The sequence below is a fragment of the Agrobacterium sp. ST15.13.013 genome (assembly GCF_027956525.1).
Lineage (GTDB): Bacteria > Pseudomonadota > Alphaproteobacteria > Rhizobiales > Rhizobiaceae > Agrobacterium > Agrobacterium salinitolerans.
Map to the genome: position 1 here is coordinate 248567 of NZ_JAQKGP010000004.1, position 16741 is coordinate 265307.

The following is a 16741-nucleotide window of genomic DNA, read 5'->3' on the forward strand; positions in this document are numbered from 1 at the left end:
GTCCTATTATCATCACTGCATATAAACCGAGCCGTTCCACGCAAGCAGCGGCGCGCATACAGGATCATGGGCCCGGTGTTTTCTAAAGGCGTAGACAGCTTGGACCGCACGCAAGACGATCGGGTGCATTGCATGCCGGGATTGACCGCCGGTCTTTCGGGGCGGTTGCTGTTGCTCACAGTCATCTTCGTGATGATCGCCGAAGTGCTGATCTTCGTACCTTCCGTCGCCAATATGCGTCTTTCATGGTTGCGCGACCGTCTGAATACGGCTGCGGCCGCCGGGGCTGTCATCGACGGCCTGCAGGCTGAATTGCCGAGAAGCGTGCAGAACGACACGCTGATGGCAACCGGAGCGAAGCTTATCGCCCTGCGCAAGGACGGCACGTCGCGCTTGCTCGCCGTGGCGGAAACGCCGCCGGGCGTCGATGAGCAATATGATCTTTCCGACGTTTCGCAGGTGGCGGCGGTGCGGGACGCCTTTTCCACCCTGCTGTTCGGCGGCAACCGCATCATCCGCGTTTTCGACGTCGTCGGCGACAGCGACACGATCATCGAACTGGTGCTTGGCGAAAACAAGCTTAGGGCGGCAATGCTTGCTTATGCCCGCAACGTTTTCCTGATTTCCATCGTCCTGTCGCTGATCACCGCAGGCCTGATCTTCATCTCCATCAACCGCATCATGATCCGGCCCATACGCCGGCTGACGCTCGGCATGCAGAACTTCTCCGAGGACCCGGGCAATCCCGAGCGGATTTTCGTACCTGATGAGGGAACGAATGAACTATCGGTTGCCGGCCGCCACCTCGCCGATATGCAGACCGAACTGCAGAAGACCCTGCGGCAGCAGAAGAACCTCGTGGATCTCGGCCTCGCGGTCTCGAAGATCAACCACGACATGCGCAATATCCTCTCCTCCGCCCAGCTCATGTCAGACCGTCTGGTGGATGCCAAGGACCCGATGGTCAGGAGCTTCGCGCCGAAACTCTTGCGCACCATCGACCGCGCCGTGGCCTATACCGGCGAGGTTCTGGCCTATGGCCAGGCGACCGAAGGCGCGCCGAAACGCAAGATGGTGCAGTTGAGCCTTCTGGTGCGGGATGTGCGCGATATTCTGGCGCTCGATCCGGATAGTGGCATCGAGTTTCAGGACAGCGTTCCCTCCGATCTCACGGTGGATGCGGATTCCGAGCAGCTCTTCCGGGTCATCCACAATCTCTGTCGCAATGCCGTTCAGGCCTTGCAATCCGATACCGCGAATGCCGGGCTTCGACACCTCTCCATCTCGGCCCAGAGGGCTGGCAGCGTCGTCAGCATCGTCATCGATGACAATGGGCCGGGAATGCCGCGCAAGGCCAAGGAGAACCTGTTTTCCGCTTTCAGGGGTTCGGCTCGCTCCGGCGGCACGGGCCTCGGGCTGGTCATTGCCCGCGAACTCGTGCTTGCCCATGGCGGCACGATCGCGCTCGTCGAAAAGCCCGGTCCCGGCACGCAGTTCCGCATCGAGATCGCCGACCGCGCCGCTTCCGTACAGGCGGCTAGAACCGCCTGAAAAACCTGCTCCGCAGTGGGTTCGCACAATCGTTCTCCACACCCAAACGGACATGGTATCTGGCCCGTGGAAAATGATCTTCATGGAATGTCAAACAAAATCAATTAGATACATGAATTGCTGCGGAAAAATGACAATTTCGAAGCGAAATCGCTTGCATTCGGAATGAGGACGTTTTAGAGGATCGCCACGCCACCGGAAACGACCGGAACGGCACGCACCCGTAGCTCAGCTGGATAGAGCACCAGACTACGAATCTGGGGGTCAGGAGTTCGAATCTCTTCGGGTGCGCCATTTCTCTTCCGATAAAATGAAGTCCTGAAACAATCGCTCTCACGCGCGATATCGCTGGTATTGGCAACTCCTTCAGACGGATGCTTCGAGGCTCCGTAGGGCCGCGCGAATTCCGAACGTTCCGAATATGTGCTAAAATCACCGCTTCATCAGCTGCGCCCGGGGTGAAAGCCGCGTTGGAAACGGACAAGGTGTTTGCGGATTCGATTCCGGAAAATTACGACCGCATGTGATTCTCGCCGCCGTTTAAACCGGCACTGCCGACCCGGTTCTCAGTCTATAAATGCTAGTGGGGAATATTTTAGCAATACCCCCTAAATATTAGTGGTTTTGGTTGAGGGCCTGTACCAAAGGGTTTTCCGATAGTCCGAGATTGTCGGGCTTTCGAGTGTCATCGAACCTTCCTCAAACCTTCGTCATATTGTCATACAATAAAAGCATATGCGCTCCAGAAAAGGAGCGCAGAATGACGCCACAATCACTTGAACTTTCAGGAATCGGCAAGGGCTTCGGGGCCGACGATGTTCTGAAAGAGATCGATCTTTCCATCCGCCCTGGAGAGTTTTTGTCTCTCGTCGGCATGTCGGGCTGCGGCAAGTCCACGCTTCTGCGTATCATTGCGGGGCTGGAAACGCCGGATCGCGGTTCGGTGTCCATCGGCGAACAGGATGTGACGGAGGTTGATCCGAGCGATCGCAATCTGGCGATGGTTTTCCAGTCCTACGCCCTTTATCCACATATGAGCGTGCGCCAGAACATTGCCACACCGCTCAGGATGCGGCGCCTGCCTTTTGCCGCGCGCCTGCCGCTGATCGGACGTTTTGCGGCCCCTGCGGAAACATTGAAGCAGATCGATGCCGCCGTCGAGCAGGCGGCCGAGACGCTGCAGATCGCGCATCTGCTGGATCGAAAGCCGGCGCAGCTTTCCGGCGGCCAGCGTCAGCGTGTGGCGCTCGCCCGGGCTCTCGTGCGTTCGCCCGCCGCCTTCCTGATGGATGAGCCGCTTTCCAACCTCGATGCGAAGCTTCGCGCCCATATGCGTGAGGAACTGGCGGGCCTGCACCGCCGGCTCGGCGCAACATTCATCTATGTCACCCATGACCAGATCGAAGCCATGACCATGTCCGACCGCATCGCGCTGATGTCGGAAGGCCGTATCGAGCAGCTTGGTACGCCGGACGAGCTTTACCGCAAGCCCGCGACGCTGACGGTCGCGCGTTTTATCGGCACGCCCTCGATCAACCTGCTGCCGGTCGAAATCGATGCGCAAGGCAAGATCGCCGCTTTTGGACGCGATCTCGGCATTGAAGGTGCTGGCCGTGATGCCGGCCCGGCGACGCTCGGCCTTCGCGCCGAGGATTTGCGTCCGGGCGAAGAAGGTTTTGCCGTGCGCGTGGTGCGCAGCGAAACCCATGGCGCCGACCGCTTTGTGAGCTGCCGCCTGCTGAGCGACGAGACGGTCGCCATCACCCTGCGTCAGGGCGCCGGCGATGCTGTGGGCGCGGATATGAATGGCGTGATGAATCTCGGCTTTGCGCCGGAACGCGCGCATCTTTTTGCGGCCGACGGTCTGCGCCGCAAGGTGACGGTGCGCGAGCGGGCGCCGGCATGACGGCGGTCGATTTTTCCACGGCCGCGCGCGCGAAGGCTCGCCCGCGGCTGTCAAAGGCGGACCGGCGGATGATCTGGCGCGGCCTGATGTTCGCTGCTCCCGCAAGCCTGCTGCTGCTGGCGATCTATATCGTTCCGATGTTCGTTCTGGCCGGTTTTGCCGTCACCGATTATCAGCTCGGTTCGCTTTCCACCCGCTTTGTCGGCCTTGGAAACTTCGTCAAGGCGTTTCAGGACCCGGTTTTCCTGCGCTCTCTGGCCAATACCGCCATCTATGCGCTCATCGTCATTCCCTTCGGTGTGTTTCTGGCGCTCGGCGTCGCTTTGCTCGTGTATAATCGCAAGCGCAGCCGCGCTTTCTGGGAGGTGGCCTATTTCCTTCCCGTCACCGCAACCCTCGTCGCCATGGCGACCGTGTGGCAGTTCCTGCTGCACCCTTCGCTTGGGCCAGTGAACGCGGCGATCAAATGGCTGGGTTTCGAGCCCGTCGCTTTTCTCTCCAATCCCGTGCTCCTCATTCCCACCATGGCGCTGATGGGCGTCTGGCAGATTCTGGGTTTCAACATGGTGCTGTTCCTTGCCGGCCTCACCGCCATTTCTAAGGATCTGCACGAGGCAGCGCGGCTGGATGGCGCCAAGAACCCGGTTGACCGGTTCCTGACAGTGACCTGGCCGATGCTCGGACCCACGACCATGTTCGTGGTGGTCACCACCTCCATTTCAGCCTTCAAGGTGTTCGAGACGGTGGCTGTGCTGACCAAGGGCCGCTTCGGCTCGGAAACCCTGCTGTTCGACCTCTATCTCGAAGGTTTCGAATATTCCAACACCGGTTACGCCGCCGCGCTGACGATTATCTTCCTTGTGATCGTGCTGGTCCTGTCTATCGGCCAGACGCTGCATATGGACCGGAAGGTGCATTACTGATGGCCGCACTCCGCAAATATTTCCCGCATCTCGTACTGGCTCTCGGCGCTTTCGTGATGCTCCTGCCATTCTACTGGATGGTGCTGACCTCTATCCGCTCGCCGGCAGAGATTTTCGATGTGTCGCTCTGGCCCATCCCGCAGAAATTTGACGCGGCCGACAATTATGCACGGGCGGCGGGTCAGGTGCCGATGGCGCGTTTCATGCTGAACGGCGTCATCGTCTGCGTCGGTATTCTCGTCGTACAGGTCCTGACATCGGTTCCGGCCGCCTATGCGTTGGCGAAGCTCAGGTTTCCGGGCCGCAAGCTGCTGCTGGGCCTTGTTATTGCCGCGCTCTGCGTTCCCATTCAGGCCCTGGCACTGCCGCTCTTTGTCGGTCTGGCCAAGACAGAGTTGCTGAATACCTATTTCGCGATGATGATGCCGTTCTTCCTGTCGGTCTTCGCCATCTTCCTGTTCAACCAGTCCTTCCGCAGCTATCCGAATGAAATCATCGAGGCCGCCCGCATGGACGGGTTCTCGGAAATGGAGATTTGCTGGGGGCTGGTCCTTCGCGGTTCTCTGCCTTCGCTTGCCGCTTTTTCGATCTTTTCGCTCGTTGCCCACTGGAACGACCTTTATTGGCCGATGATCGTGGTCTCCGACACCAATCTCGCCCCGCCGCCGCTTGGCATGATGCTTTTCGCGGATGTCGAATCCGGCGCCAATTACGGTGCGCTGATGGCGGGCGCAACACTGATTACCGCGCCGATGGTGCTGTGCTTCCTCCTCGCACGGCGGCATTTCATCGCCGGTATTACGATGACCGGCGTCAAGTGACGCCGTTCAGATTTCCTCCTCGCAACCTTTCTGGAGACTGATATGAAACTCAACCGACGCGCTGTGATGGGCGGTCTGGCTCTTGGCATGGCTTTTGCTGGCCTCGCACAGCCGGTTCTGGCCAACGAAATCACGCTCAATGTTCTTTACAATCTGCCGGGGTTCACCAAATTCCATCAGCCGCTGGCCGATGAATTCATGAAGAAGAACCCTGATGTGAAGATCAACTTCCTCGCTCCGGCCGCCGGTTACAATGAAGGCCAGCAGCAGGTTCTGCGCTCCGCCGTCACAGGCAATCTGCCGGATGTTTATTTCTCGGGTTACAACCTGACGGCTGAACTCGTTCACACGCTCGCACCGCGCAACCAGATCACCGATCTCGGCCCGTTCATTGAGGCTGAAGGCGGTCAGGCTTTCCTCGACAAGAACTACAGTCCCAAGATGGCCGCCCTCGGCCAGATCGACGGCAAGCAGTACGGCCTGCCGGTCAATGCGTCCTCGCCGATCATCTACATCAACTCCGACCTCGTGACCAAGGCTGGCGGCGACCCGGACAAGATGCCGACGACCTTTGCTGAGCTCATTGCTCTCGCCAAGAAGATCAAGGCGCTCGACCCGAAGTTCGCCGGCATGAGCTACGACATCAACGGCTGGCCGGACGACTGGTTGTGGCAGGCGCTCATCGTCGAACAGGGCGGAAAGCTCGTTGACGAGAAGGCCAAGACCGTTGGCTTCGACAACGAGATCGGCCTCAACGCCCTGAAGATGACCCGTCAGTTCGTCACCGAAGGTGGTCAGAACCTGCTCGACTGGGACCAGTCCCGCCAGCAGTTCGGTGCAGGCCTCACCGGCTTTATCTTCTCAACGCCCGCCCACGTTCAGACGATCCAGGGTCTGGTCGGCGACCGCTTCAAGCTGAAGACCGCAACCTTTCCGCTCGACAACAAGGAAAAGGGCGGCGTGCCGACCGGCGGTAACTCGGCTGTTATTCTGACCCAGGAAAAGGCCAAGCAGGACGCGGCGTGGAAGTACCTGAAGTGGATCACCGGTCCGGAAGCACAGAACACCATCGTTCGCATCACCGGTTACCTGCCGACCAACAAGCTGGCCACCGGCCCGGACTTCCTCGCTCCTTATTATGTCGAGAACCCGAATGTGAAGACCGCTTCGCTTCAGGCTGATCGTTCTATGCCTTGGGCCGGTTATCCGGGTGGCGATTCCGTCCGCATCTGGCGCACCCAGCGCGACATCATCGGCACCGTCATGCGCGGTGAGGTGACGCCGGAAGACGGTCTCAAGCAGATCGTCGAGCAGACCAACGCCCTGCTGAAATAAGCAAAACCATTGAAAAGGCTGCGGGGAAATCCGTTCCCGCAGCTATTTTGCGCAGAAAGCCCTGTTATGAAGATCATCCAGATCACCGACACTCATCTCGTACCCCCCGGCATTGCTGTAAACGGTGTCGATCCGGAAAAGCAGCTGCGCGCGGCGGTGGCCGATATTGTCGAAAAACACGCCGACGCCGATCTTCTTGTGATGACGGGTGATCTCTGCAATTACGGCGAGCCGGAAGCCTATGAACTGCTGCGAGACATCCTCGCGCCGGTCTCCGTGCCTGTGCGGCTGATGCTCGGCAATCACGACCGTCGCCCGGAATTCGTGGCTGCCTTTCCCGAGCAGCCGCGTGACGACAACGGCTATATCCAGTCCTTCATCGACACGGAATTCGGTCGGCTGCTGTTTCTCGACAGCCACGAGGCCGATGTCATCGGCGGCATGTATGGCGCGGATCGTCTGGCATGGCTGGAGAATGCGCTGGAAAGCGCGGACGACCTGCCGGTGACGGTGTTCATTCATCACCCGCCGATGGATTGCGGCATCCGCCATTTCGAACATATCGGTATGCATGATGAGGGTGCTGTCATGCGCCGGCTCGCCGCTCATCCGGCCGGAATACGTCACATCATTTTCGGCCATATACATGTGCCGATGGCAGGGACGACCGCCGAAGGCATCGCCTACAGTTCCGGTCAGGCCTGCGCGCATCGTTTCATCACCGATATCGATGTTGTCGATCCGCTGTGGACGGGCGGCAATCCCTGTTACCGGATCATAAGCCTTGGTGCATTCGGCCTGCGTGCCTATGACGCGGAAGTTGGGCAGCTCGTGCTCGGTCAGGCGCCTGTCTGCGAAGGTCCCTGACACCGGCCGTTTCCGTGGTATACGGGGATGACCTTCGCCTCGTGCCTGTTCCCGGTGTAGGGTGCGAGGTTTTTTGCCGATTACAGGGTTGCGGTGGTGAGAAGACCCCCGTTGCTTGTCGCGGGGATGCGCCACTTCTGGTTTGTTGAACGGGATGTGATGCATCGGAACCATGGTTCCGTGCGCACCCTTGATCTATGTCAGTTTCATCGATGAAACGGCACGCCATAGTCGCCGAAAGGTGGCCGACCAATGCCGTACCATCGTGATGACAGATCATGGAGAATTGCATGCTTGAAAAGCGTATCCGCAACGCGTCCCTCTTGAACAGGATCGTCAGCGCCGAAGAGGCCGCCAGTCTCATTCAGGATGGCATGACGGTGGGCATGAGCGGCTTTACGCGCGCCGGTGAAGCCAAGGCAGTGCCGCTGGCGCTGGCCGAGCGCGCCAAGACGAACCCCATGAAAATCACCCTGATGACCGGCGCCTCCCTCGGCAACGATCTCGACAAGACAATGGTCGAGGCCGGCATGCTGGCGCGCCGCATGCCGTTCCAGTCCGATCCGGCTTTGCGAAAAGCGATCAATGACGGCAAGGTGATGTTCATCGATCAACACCTTTCCGAAACGGTCGAGCAATTGCGCGGCGGCCAGATCCACGGCGTCGATGTCGCCATTATCGAGGCCGTAGCAATCACTGCGGAGGGCGGCATCGTGCCTACAACCTCGGTCGGCAATTCCGCAAGCTTCGCCATTCTGGCCGATAAGGTCATCGTCGAGATCAACCTGTCGCAGCCCGAGGTGCTGGAGGGTTTGCATGATATCTTCATTCCCGCCAAGCGCCCGACCCGTATGCCCATTCCCGTTGTCGCGACGGATAGCCGCGTCGGTCTGCCTTTCATTCCGGTGCCGCCGGAAAAGATCGCCGCCATCGTGCTGAGCGACAAAAGCGACAGTTTCTCCACGGTCCTGCCGCCGGATGACGAGACCAAGGCGATTGCCGGCCATCTCACCGACTTTCTGTTGAACGAGGTGCGTCATGGGCGCATGACCCACGAACTCCAGCCGCTTCAGGCCGGTATCGGCACCATTGCCAATGCTGTCATGCATGGTTTCATCGATACGCCGTTTCATGATCTGAAAATGTATTCGGAAGTCCTGCAGGATTCGACCTTCGAACTGTTCGACGCTGACAAGCTGACCTTTGCTTCCGGTTCATCGATCACGCTTTCTTCTGCCATGAACGAGCAGGTCATGCCGCGACTGGCCGATTACAAAAGCAGGCTGATCCTGCGTCCGCAGGAGGTGAGCAACCATCCGGAAGTCATCCGCCGCCTCGGTATCATCGGCATCAACACCGCGTTGGAATTCGATATCTACGGAAACGTCAATTCCACCCATGTCGGCGGGACGCATATGATGAACGGCATCGGCGGCTCGGGCGATTTCGCTCGCAACGCCTATATGTCGATCTTCGTTACCAAGTCGATCGCCAAGGGTGGCGCGATCTCAAGCGTCGTGCCCATGGTCAGCCATGTCGACCATACCGAACACGATGTCGATATCCTCGTCACCGAAATCGGGCTTGCCGATCTGCGCGGTCTGGCCCCGCGTGAGCGTGCAGCGGTCATCATCGCAAACTGTGTGCATCCCACCTATCGCGATGCGTTGACGGATTATTACCAGCGGGCGGTGGCGCGGGGCGGGCACACGCCGCATCTCATCGAAGAGGCACTGTCCTGGCATAACGCGGTTCGGGAAAGAGGCACCATGCTGCCGCAGCGATAGGCCGGCGTTTTTGCTGGCGGCCGAGTTTCCGGCCTGTCGCCCGGCAATTGGGTCCGTTCGGACACACCGGGGCGGAAAGTGTCGCTGATCCCAGTTGGTTGCTGGCGCGGCAGTTCCGCCTCCGGTAGAAAATCCTCTTACCCTGGCCACTATCCGGTTGCTGTGGGTTGTAGGAGAGTGATGTGATGCCCATTCGTTTCGTGGCCGTGATCGCGATTGTCGCCCTGCTTGCAGGCTGCGGCGGGCGGCCCATCGGGGTCATGACACCGACGGGCCAGACGGTGGCGGGCACGACGCCGGTCAACCTTCTCGTCGCCACCACGCGGGCGCCGTCCGAAAATGCCGCCGTGCTTTTCGGCGGCGAGCGTGGAACGGGCCTGAAGGTTGATGCGGTCACGATTTCCATTCCGCCCAAGGCCAACCGTAAGGTCGGACAGGTGCAATGGCCGAAGAAGCTGCCGCCCAACCCGCTGAAAGATTTCACGACGGTGGCCGTAGAGCCTATTCGTTCCGAAGCGGAGACGAAAAGCTGGATCAGCAAGCATATCCAGAAAGACCGCCGCGTGCTGGTCTTCGTGCACGGTTTTAATAACCGTTACGAGGAATCCGTCTATCGCTTTGCCCAGATCGTCTATGATTCCGGCTCGGATGTCGTACCCGTGGTGTTCACCTGGCCGTCGCGAGCCAGTATCTTTGATTATAATTACGACAAGGAAAGCACCAATTACTCGCGCGATGCGCTTGAGGAAATGTTGACCCGCCTCGCCAAGGACAAGTCCATCGGCGAAGTCACCGTCATGGCCCATTCCATGGGCACTTGGCTTGCGGTGGAGGCGCTGCGCCAGATGGCCATCCGCAACGGCCGCGTTGATCCCAAGATAAGCAATGTCATCCTGGCCGCTCCGGATCTCGATGTCGACGTGTTCAGCCGGCAATTCAGCAGCCTCGGTAAAACGCCGCCGAAATTCACCCTCTTCGTGTCGCAGGATGACCGCGCGCTCAGCCTGTCGCGTCGCATTTCCGGCAATGTCGATCGCCTCGGCCAGATCGATCCTTCCGTGGAGCCCTATCGCAGCCAGCTGGAAAAAGCTGGCATCACCGTTCTCGATCTCACCAAGCTGCAATCCGGTGATCGTCTGAATCACGGAAAATTTGCCGAGAGCCCCGAGGTCGTCCGCCTGATCGGCGACCGTCTTATCGCGGGCCAGACGGTGACGGATTCCGATGTCGGCCTGGGCGAAGCGTTGGGTGCCGTCAGTATCGGTGCTGCGCAAACCGTCGGAACGGCGGCGAGCGTGGTGGTCAGTGCGCCGATCGCGGTCTTCGATCCACGCACGCGGGAAAATTATGGCAGGCAGGTGGAGCGGCTTGGCCGCTCTGTGGAAAACACCGTCGGGTCGGTGGGCGATACAGCCGGTTCCGTGGTGGACGATCAGGCGCTTCAGTCGTCAAGGGTCAACTGCGATGCCGCCGCAAATCGAAACCGGGCGGAATGCCGTAGTCGCTAAGCCACGATACGACCGGGGGTGGCGGAAACGTCAGGCGTTTTTGTCACCACACTCCCGCAGATTTGTATACAGCTTGTATTTTTATCTGTATGGTCGGGCCAACAACCCAACTTCCGGAGTAGACCCCATGCGTTGGAAACGCACCCTCCAGCTTCTCGATGTTCATTGCGAAGGCGAAATCGGCCGTGTCGTCACTGGCGGCGCGCCGAAAATTCCCGGCAACACCGTGGCCGAACAGCTGCACTGGATGAACACCGATCCGCAAGGGGAAGCCTTGCGCCGCTTCCTGACGCTGGAGCCGCGCGGTACGCCCATGGGGTCGGTCAACCTGCTCCTGCCGCCGAAACATCCCGATGCGCACGCCGCCTTCGTCATTCTCCAGCCGGATCAGGCGCATGCCAGTTCGGGTTCGAATTCCATTTGCGCGACGACCGCGCTTCTGGAAAGCGGCATGGTCGAGATGCAGGAACCGGAAACCGTCATCATTCTGGAAACGGCCGCTGGTCTCGTCAAAGCGACGGCCACCTGCCGTGACGGACGCTGCGAAAAGGTCAAGCTGACCATGGTGCCGTCCTTCGTGCATGAGCTGGATGTCAGCATCGACACGCCGGAATGGGGCAAGGTGACGATGGATATCTCCTACGGCGGCATTTTTTATGCGCTGGTGGATGTCCGCCAGATCGGGCTCACGATCGAAAAGGCCAATGCCGCCAAGCTGGTCTCGGCCGGCATGATCCTGAAGGATCTGGTCAACCGTGAAATGACCGTCGTGCATCCGGAAATCCCGGCAATATCAGGCGTCGCCTATGTGATGTTCCGGGACGTTGATGCCGATGGCTCGATCCGCACCTGCACCACCATGTGGCCAGGCCGCGCGGATCGCTCGCCCTGTGGTACCGGCAACTCCGCCAATCTTGCAACGCTTTATGCTCGAGGCAAGGTGAAGGTGGGAGATGAATATAAATCCCGCTCGATCATCGGTTCGGAATTCGATGTCGGCCTCTCCGCCGTCACCGAGGTGGCGGGCCGACCTGCCGTCATTCCGACCATTGCCGGACGCGGCTTCACCTTCGGTCTGCACCAGGTTGGCCTCGATCCCTTCGACCCGCTGGCCGATGGTTTTGCCATGACCGATGTCTGGGGTCCGGAAGCGGGCAACATCTGAGGCATGCTTTAAAAAAATGACATTTACAGCCGCCCGATGAACTTTGGCGGCTGTTTTCCCGCGGCAAAAGATGCTAAGCGGGCGCCAATTCCGTCATGCTCCGAGGTATCCCGATGAAGTCGCTCACCCTGCGCCGCCCTGATGACTGGCACCTGCATCTTCGTGATGGCGCCATGCTGGAAGGGGTGATCGGGGATACGAGCCGCCATTTCGCCCGCGCCATCATTATGCCAAACCTGGTGCCGCCGGTTGTTACCACGGCCGACGCCCGCGCCTATCGCGAACGCATCGTCAAGGCAATTCCGGCGGGTGACCGTTTCGAGCCGTTGATGACCCTCTATCTGACCGAGGACACGCAGGCCGACGATGTGGAAGAGGGCAAAAAAAGCGGCCTCATCACTGCCGTCAAGCTCTATCCGGCGGGTGCGACCACCAATTCCCACGGCGGGGTGCGCGATTTCAACAAGGCCATGCCGGTTCTGGAACGCATGGCGAAGATCGGCTTGCCGCTTTGCGTGCACGGTGAGGTAACGACGCCGGAGGTCGATATTTTCGACCGCGAAAAGGCCTTCATCGATACGGTTCTGGAACCGCTGCGCCAGCGCCTGCCGGAGCTCAAGGTGACGATGGAGCACATCACCACCCGCGACGGCGTGGATTACATCAAGTCTTCCAAGGCCAACATCGCCGGCTCAATCACCACCCATCATCTCATCATCAACCGCAACGCCATTCTGGTTGGCGGCATCAAGCCACATTATTATTGCCTGCCCGTCGCCAAGCGCGAGGAGCACAGGCTTGCGCTGCGGGCTGCTGCGACGTCGGGCGACGCGCGCTTCTTCCTCGGCACGGACTCCGCTCCGCATGTGGACCCGCTGAAGGAATGCGCCTGCGGCTGCGCCGGCATCTATACCTCGATCAACACCATGAGCTGCCTCGCCCACGTCTTCGAGGATGAAAACGCCCTCGACAAGCTGGAGGCCTTCGCCTCGCTCAACGGCCCGGCCTGGTATGGGCTGGCTCCGAACGAGGAGACAATCACGCTGGTCAAGCGCGACGAGCCGGTATCATTCCCGGCCAAGATCGAGACGGGCGCGGGGCCGGTCACCGTATTTGACCCGATGTTCCCGCTCCATTGGGATGTAGACTGATTTTATAACCGCCGGCACTGCCGGCGGTTTTGTTATGGTCTGCCAGTACCTCGGCGGGCGACGGCATACCGAACAAAGACGCGTGCTTTCCGAACACCCATCCGGGTTTTCGGAGCGAGAAACCAAGGCCTAAAAGGAGAACGCCTATGAACCACTTCACATTCACCGATCGCACCGTCGTTGCGGAACTGGTTGCGAAAATGTTGTGGGAAATCAAGGCTGTCCATTTCAATTCCGAAAGCCCTTATACCTTTGCCTCGGGCATGAAGAGCCCTGTCTATATCGACATGCGCAAGCTGATCTCTTTCCCGCGCATTCGCTCCGCAGCCATGGATTTTGCGGCGGCGGCGGTGATGCGCGAGGCGGGTTTCGAGAAGTTCGACTGTGTCGCCGGCGGTGAAACGGCAGGCATTCCCTTTGCTGCTTTCCTTGCCGAGCGCCTCGGCCTGCCGATGATCTATTGCCGCAAGAAGCCGAAAGGCCACGGCCGCAACGCCCAGATCGAAGGCCATATGCCGGAAGGCGCTCGCGTTCTGGTCATCGAGGATCTGACGACGGCCGGCGGGTCGATGTTCACCTTCATCGATGCTATCCGGGCGGCTGGCGGCATTGTCGATCACGGCATCGCGCTGTTCTATTACGGCATCTTCGAAGAGGCTGAAGCGCGCTTTTCCAACGGCAATGTCAAACTGCATTATCTGACGACCTGGCGCGATGTTCTGGCTGTTGCCCGCGCTGAAAAACTGTTCGACGAAAAGACCCTGTCAGAGGTTGAAGCCTTCCTCGACAATCCACTGCCTTGGTCGGCAAAGCACGGCGGCGTCAGCGAATTGCCGCAATCGTGATTTCGGATGTGGCCAGCCCAGCTTGTGGCTGGCCTTCCGATCGATCTTCGTCTAAATCGATTTAAGTTCATTTGATTTGCTGTTTTGAGGAGGACCGTAATGATCCTGTGTTGTGGTGAAGCCCTGATCGACATGCTGCCCCGGCAGACGACGCTGGGCGAGGCGGGTTTTGCCCCCTATGCAGGCGGAGCGGTCTTCAACACGGCAATTGCGCTGGGGCGTCTCGGCGTTCCTTCCGCCTTCTTCACGGGTCTTTCCGATGACATGATGGGTGATATCCTGCGGGAAACCCTGCGCGCCAGCAATGTCGATTTCAGCTATTGCGCCACCCTTTCGCGCCCGACCACCATCGCCTTCGTGAAGCTGGTGGAAGGTCATGCGACCTATGCGTTCTACGACGAGAACACCGCTGGCCGGATGATTACCGAGAAGGAGCTTCCGGCACTGGGCGCGGATTGCGAGGCGCTGCATTTCGGCGCGATCAGCCTCATCCCGGAGCCCTGCGGCAGCACCTATGAGGCGCTGATGACACGCGAGCATGAAAGCCGTGTCATTTCGCTCGATCCCAATATCCGCCCCGGTTTCATCAAGGACAAGCAGTCGCATATGGCCCGCATCCGCCGCATGGCCGCCATGTCTGACATCGTCAAGTTCTCGGATGAGGACCTCGCCTGGTTCGGTCTTGAAGGGGATGAGGACACGCTTGCCCGCCATTGGCTGCATCACGGTGCAAAGCTGGTCGTCGTCACCCGTGGCGCCAAGGGCGCGGTGGGCTACACCTCCGGCTTGAAGGTTGAAGTCGCCTCTGAACGCGTCGAGGTCGTGGATACCGTTGGTGCTGGTGACACCTTCGATGCCGGCATTCTGGCTTCGCTGAAAATGCAGGGTCTTCTCACCAAGGCGCAGGTTGCCTCACTGACGGAAGAGCAGATCAGAAAGGCGCTTGCGCTGGGGGCAAAGGCTGCGGCAGTCACCGTTTCGCGGGCCGGGGCAAATCCGCCCTTTGCGCATGAAATCGGTTTGTGATGGGCGCGGTTGAACCATTTTGAACGAGTGGTTCAACACTCTTCCCGGCGCTAAAGCCGTAAAAAACCGTTATTTCGATATTATGAAGCTTGTGTCCGCTGTTTTTTCACGAAACAAGCGTCGCATGAGCGTTCCCAAGTCCCATCCTTTTGATTTCGACCCGACCTATGGCATGCAGCGTGAACAGCTGCTGGCCATCACCCCGCCCGAGGCGCCACCCGGCTTCGATGATTTCTGGAAAAAGCGCTATCGCCGCGCGCTCGCCACGGATCCCCGGCCGGTGCTGCGCAAGAGCAGGCTCAGCGACCCCCGCTGGCATGTCCTAGATTTGACCTACACATCCACCGACGGTTTTCGCATCGGCGGATGGCTGCTTTTGCCGCGCGAGGGACAGGTGCGTCGCGGCCTCGTTGTTGGCCATGGTTATGGCGGTCGCGAGGCTCCTGATTTTGACGTGCCCGTGGAAGAGACGGCCGTGTTGTTTCCCTGTTTTCGTGGGCTTTCGCTCAGCACCTGTCCGCCGATCTCGTCCGATCCGGCCCTACATGTTCTCTATAATATCGACAGGAAGGACGATTACGTCATCGGCGGCTGCGTTGACGATCTGTGGGTTGCCGTTTCCACGCTCATAAGCCTTTATCCCTGGCTGGACGGGCAGGTGGGTTACAGCGGCATCAGTTTCGGCGGCGGCATCGGTGCCCTGGCCATTCCTTTCGACAAGCGCATTGATCGTGGCCACCTTGTCGTGCCGACATTCGGCCACAGGCCGTTCTGGTTGACGTTACCGACTGTTGGCAGCGCGGATGCCGTCCAGGCCTATTCCAAGACCCACGCCCATGTGCTCGAAACGCTGCGCCTGTTCGATGCCGCCTGTGCTGCCGCCCGCATAAAAGTCCCGATGCTGGTCGCGCCTGCGCTTTTCGATCCGGCAGTGGCGCCACCTTGCCAGTTCGCCGTGGCCAATGCTTTGCCAGAATCGAAATTTAATGAAATCTTCATCCTCGACGCCGGACATTTCGATTACCCTGACAGCGCATCGCAAGATGCGGTCCATAAGGACAAGGTCAGACGGTTTTTCAAGGTGCCATGAAACGCGAATATTTCCGTTGGTATAGTCACAGGCTCCATCGTGACATGGAGCTCCTGATATTCGGTCATGCCGGTGCGAAGGTGCTGATGTTCCCGACACGCGACGGGCGATTTTTCGAATATGAGGAACTGGGCCTTGTCGGCAGTCTCGCCGACAAGCTGGAGGCGGGCCACCTTCAGCTTTATTGCATAGAGGGGCTGGCCAGAGAGACCTTCTATGCGGCACGGCATCATCCCGCCGATCGCATTCGCCGCCATGCCGCTTTCGAAGAGTATATTCTGAACGAAGTGCTGCCGCTGATGGCCGAGAAAAATCCTCACGGCAGCACCATTGTGCAGGGTTGCAGTCTCGGTGCATTTCAGGCCGCCAGCCTCGTCTTTCGCCACCCGCATCTTTTTCGCAAGCTCGTCGCCTTTTCCGGTCGTTATGATCTGACGATGAAGGTGGAATCCTTCGGCGATCTGTTAGACGGTTATTACGACGACGACGTCTATTTCCATACACCCAGCCACTTTCTTCCGGGCCTTGACTGCCCATGGCGGCTTGATCACCTGCGGCGTATCGACATGGTCTTCACCATCGGCGATGCCGACCCGTTTCTGGACAACAATCATCATCTGAGCCGTGTCCTGTCGGATAAGCAGGTGGGGCATCGGATGCACGTCTGGGACGGCCGCGCCCACCGTGCGGGTGCGTGGCGCAAGATGGCCGCGCTTTATATTTGAGCCGCCCCATTAAAAAAGCCGGAGGTGTCTCCGGCTTTTTT

The 16741-nt window shown here is 59.3% G+C and carries 14 protein-coding genes and 1 tRNA gene; all 15 read left to right on the plus strand.

The features are described from left to right. Positions 1-132: 132 nt before the first annotated feature. Complete coding sequence (locus PL597_RS06595) at positions 133-1551, plus strand: ATP-binding protein (protein WP_271364792.1); 1419 nt, start codon at positions 133-135, stop codon at positions 1549-1551. Between the two features lie 217 nt (positions 1552-1768). Next, positions 1769-1845: transfer RNA gene (locus tag PL597_RS06600), tRNA-Arg, on the plus strand. 466 nt (positions 1846-2311) lie between these two features. After that, a complete protein-coding gene (locus tag PL597_RS06605; RefSeq protein ID WP_271364793.1) occupies positions 2312-3457 on the plus strand; it encodes an ABC transporter ATP-binding protein in 1146 nt (381 codons plus the stop codon). After that, a complete protein-coding gene (locus PL597_RS06610) occupies positions 3454-4380 on the plus strand; it encodes a carbohydrate ABC transporter permease (RefSeq protein WP_191217381.1) in 927 nt (308 codons plus the stop codon). Before PL597_RS06605 ends, PL597_RS06610 begins: the two co-directional genes overlap by 4 nt. Next, a complete protein-coding gene (locus tag PL597_RS06615) occupies positions 4380-5201 on the plus strand; it encodes a carbohydrate ABC transporter permease (RefSeq protein ID WP_077984448.1) in 822 nt (273 codons plus the stop codon). The genes PL597_RS06610 and PL597_RS06615 overlap by 1 nt, the downstream gene beginning before the upstream one ends. Positions 5202-5243: 42 nt before the next feature. Further along, positions 5244-6536, plus strand: coding sequence for an ABC transporter substrate-binding protein (locus PL597_RS06620; RefSeq protein WP_271364794.1), 1293 nt, complete (start codon positions 5244-5246; stop codon positions 6534-6536). A 66-nt stretch (positions 6537-6602) separates the two neighbouring features. Then, positions 6603-7403, plus strand: a complete 801-nt coding sequence (locus PL597_RS06625) for a phosphodiesterase (RefSeq protein ID WP_191217382.1) — start codon at positions 6603-6605, stop codon at positions 7401-7403. 290 nt (positions 7404-7693) lie between these two features. Further along, entirely contained in the window at positions 7694-9190 is a 1497-nt protein-coding gene (locus PL597_RS06630) for an acetyl-CoA hydrolase/transferase family protein (protein ID WP_271364795.1), read from the plus strand. Positions 9191-9375: 185 nt separating this feature from the next. After that, positions 9376-10698: an alpha/beta hydrolase gene (locus PL597_RS06635; protein ID WP_271364796.1), complete on the plus strand. Its 1323-nt coding sequence runs from the start codon at positions 9376-9378 to the stop codon at positions 10696-10698. A 127-nt stretch (positions 10699-10825) separates the two neighbouring features. Next, entirely contained in the window at positions 10826-11863 is a 1038-nt protein-coding gene (locus tag PL597_RS06640; protein WP_003503625.1) for a 4-hydroxyproline epimerase, read from the plus strand. A 113-nt stretch (positions 11864-11976) separates the two neighbouring features. Continuing rightward, positions 11977-13014 (plus strand): dihydroorotase, encoded by a 1038-nt coding sequence (gene pyrC, locus PL597_RS06645; RefSeq protein WP_137409709.1) that lies wholly within the window; start codon positions 11977-11979, stop codon positions 13012-13014. 146 nt (positions 13015-13160) lie between these two features. After that, entirely contained in the window at positions 13161-13859 is a 699-nt protein-coding gene (locus PL597_RS06650) for an orotate phosphoribosyltransferase (protein WP_077984455.1), read from the plus strand. A 99-nt stretch (positions 13860-13958) separates the two neighbouring features. Then, the gene (locus PL597_RS06655; RefSeq protein WP_137409710.1) at positions 13959-14885 is read left to right on the plus strand and encodes a carbohydrate kinase family protein; all 927 of its coding nucleotides are present in this window, start codon (positions 13959-13961) and stop codon (positions 14883-14885) included. 124 nt (positions 14886-15009) lie between these two features. After that, a complete protein-coding gene (locus tag PL597_RS06660) occupies positions 15010-15975 on the plus strand; it encodes an acetylxylan esterase (protein WP_077984479.1) in 966 nt (321 codons plus the stop codon). Then, entirely contained in the window at positions 15972-16700 is a 729-nt protein-coding gene (locus PL597_RS06665) for an esterase family protein (RefSeq protein WP_271364797.1), read from the plus strand. The genes PL597_RS06660 and PL597_RS06665 overlap by 4 nt, the downstream gene beginning before the upstream one ends. Positions 16701-16741 lie beyond the last annotated feature (41 nt).

Excerpts from the sequence above, each read along its gene's own strand:
- PL597_RS06595 (WP_271364792.1), top strand. The coding sequence starts at position 133 with ATGCCGGGATTGACCGCCGGTCTTTCGGGGCGGTTGCTGTTGCTCACA.
- PL597_RS06605 (WP_271364793.1), top strand. The coding sequence starts at position 2,312 with ATGACGCCACAATCACTTGAACTTTCAGGAATCGGCAAGGGCTTCGGG.
- PL597_RS06610 (WP_191217381.1), top strand. The coding sequence starts at position 3,454 with ATGACGGCGGTCGATTTTTCCACGGCCGCGCGCGCGAAGGCTCGCCCG.
- PL597_RS06615 (WP_077984448.1), top strand. The coding sequence starts at position 4,380 with ATGGCCGCACTCCGCAAATATTTCCCGCATCTCGTACTGGCTCTCGGC.
- PL597_RS06620 (WP_271364794.1), top strand. The coding sequence starts at position 5,244 with ATGAAACTCAACCGACGCGCTGTGATGGGCGGTCTGGCTCTTGGCATG.
- PL597_RS06625 (WP_191217382.1), top strand. The coding sequence starts at position 6,603 with ATGAAGATCATCCAGATCACCGACACTCATCTCGTACCCCCCGGCATT.
- PL597_RS06630 (WP_271364795.1), top strand. The coding sequence starts at position 7,694 with ATGCTTGAAAAGCGTATCCGCAACGCGTCCCTCTTGAACAGGATCGTC.
- PL597_RS06635 (WP_271364796.1), top strand. The coding sequence starts at position 9,376 with ATGCCCATTCGTTTCGTGGCCGTGATCGCGATTGTCGCCCTGCTTGCA.
- PL597_RS06640 (WP_003503625.1), top strand. The coding sequence starts at position 10,826 with ATGCGTTGGAAACGCACCCTCCAGCTTCTCGATGTTCATTGCGAAGGC.
- pyrC (WP_137409709.1), top strand. The coding sequence starts at position 11,977 with ATGAAGTCGCTCACCCTGCGCCGCCCTGATGACTGGCACCTGCATCTT.
- PL597_RS06650 (WP_077984455.1), top strand. The coding sequence starts at position 13,161 with ATGAACCACTTCACATTCACCGATCGCACCGTCGTTGCGGAACTGGTT.
- PL597_RS06655 (WP_137409710.1), top strand. The coding sequence starts at position 13,959 with ATGATCCTGTGTTGTGGTGAAGCCCTGATCGACATGCTGCCCCGGCAG.
- PL597_RS06660 (WP_077984479.1), top strand. The coding sequence starts at position 15,010 with ATGAGCGTTCCCAAGTCCCATCCTTTTGATTTCGACCCGACCTATGGC.
- PL597_RS06665 (WP_271364797.1), top strand. The coding sequence starts at position 15,972 with ATGAAACGCGAATATTTCCGTTGGTATAGTCACAGGCTCCATCGTGAC.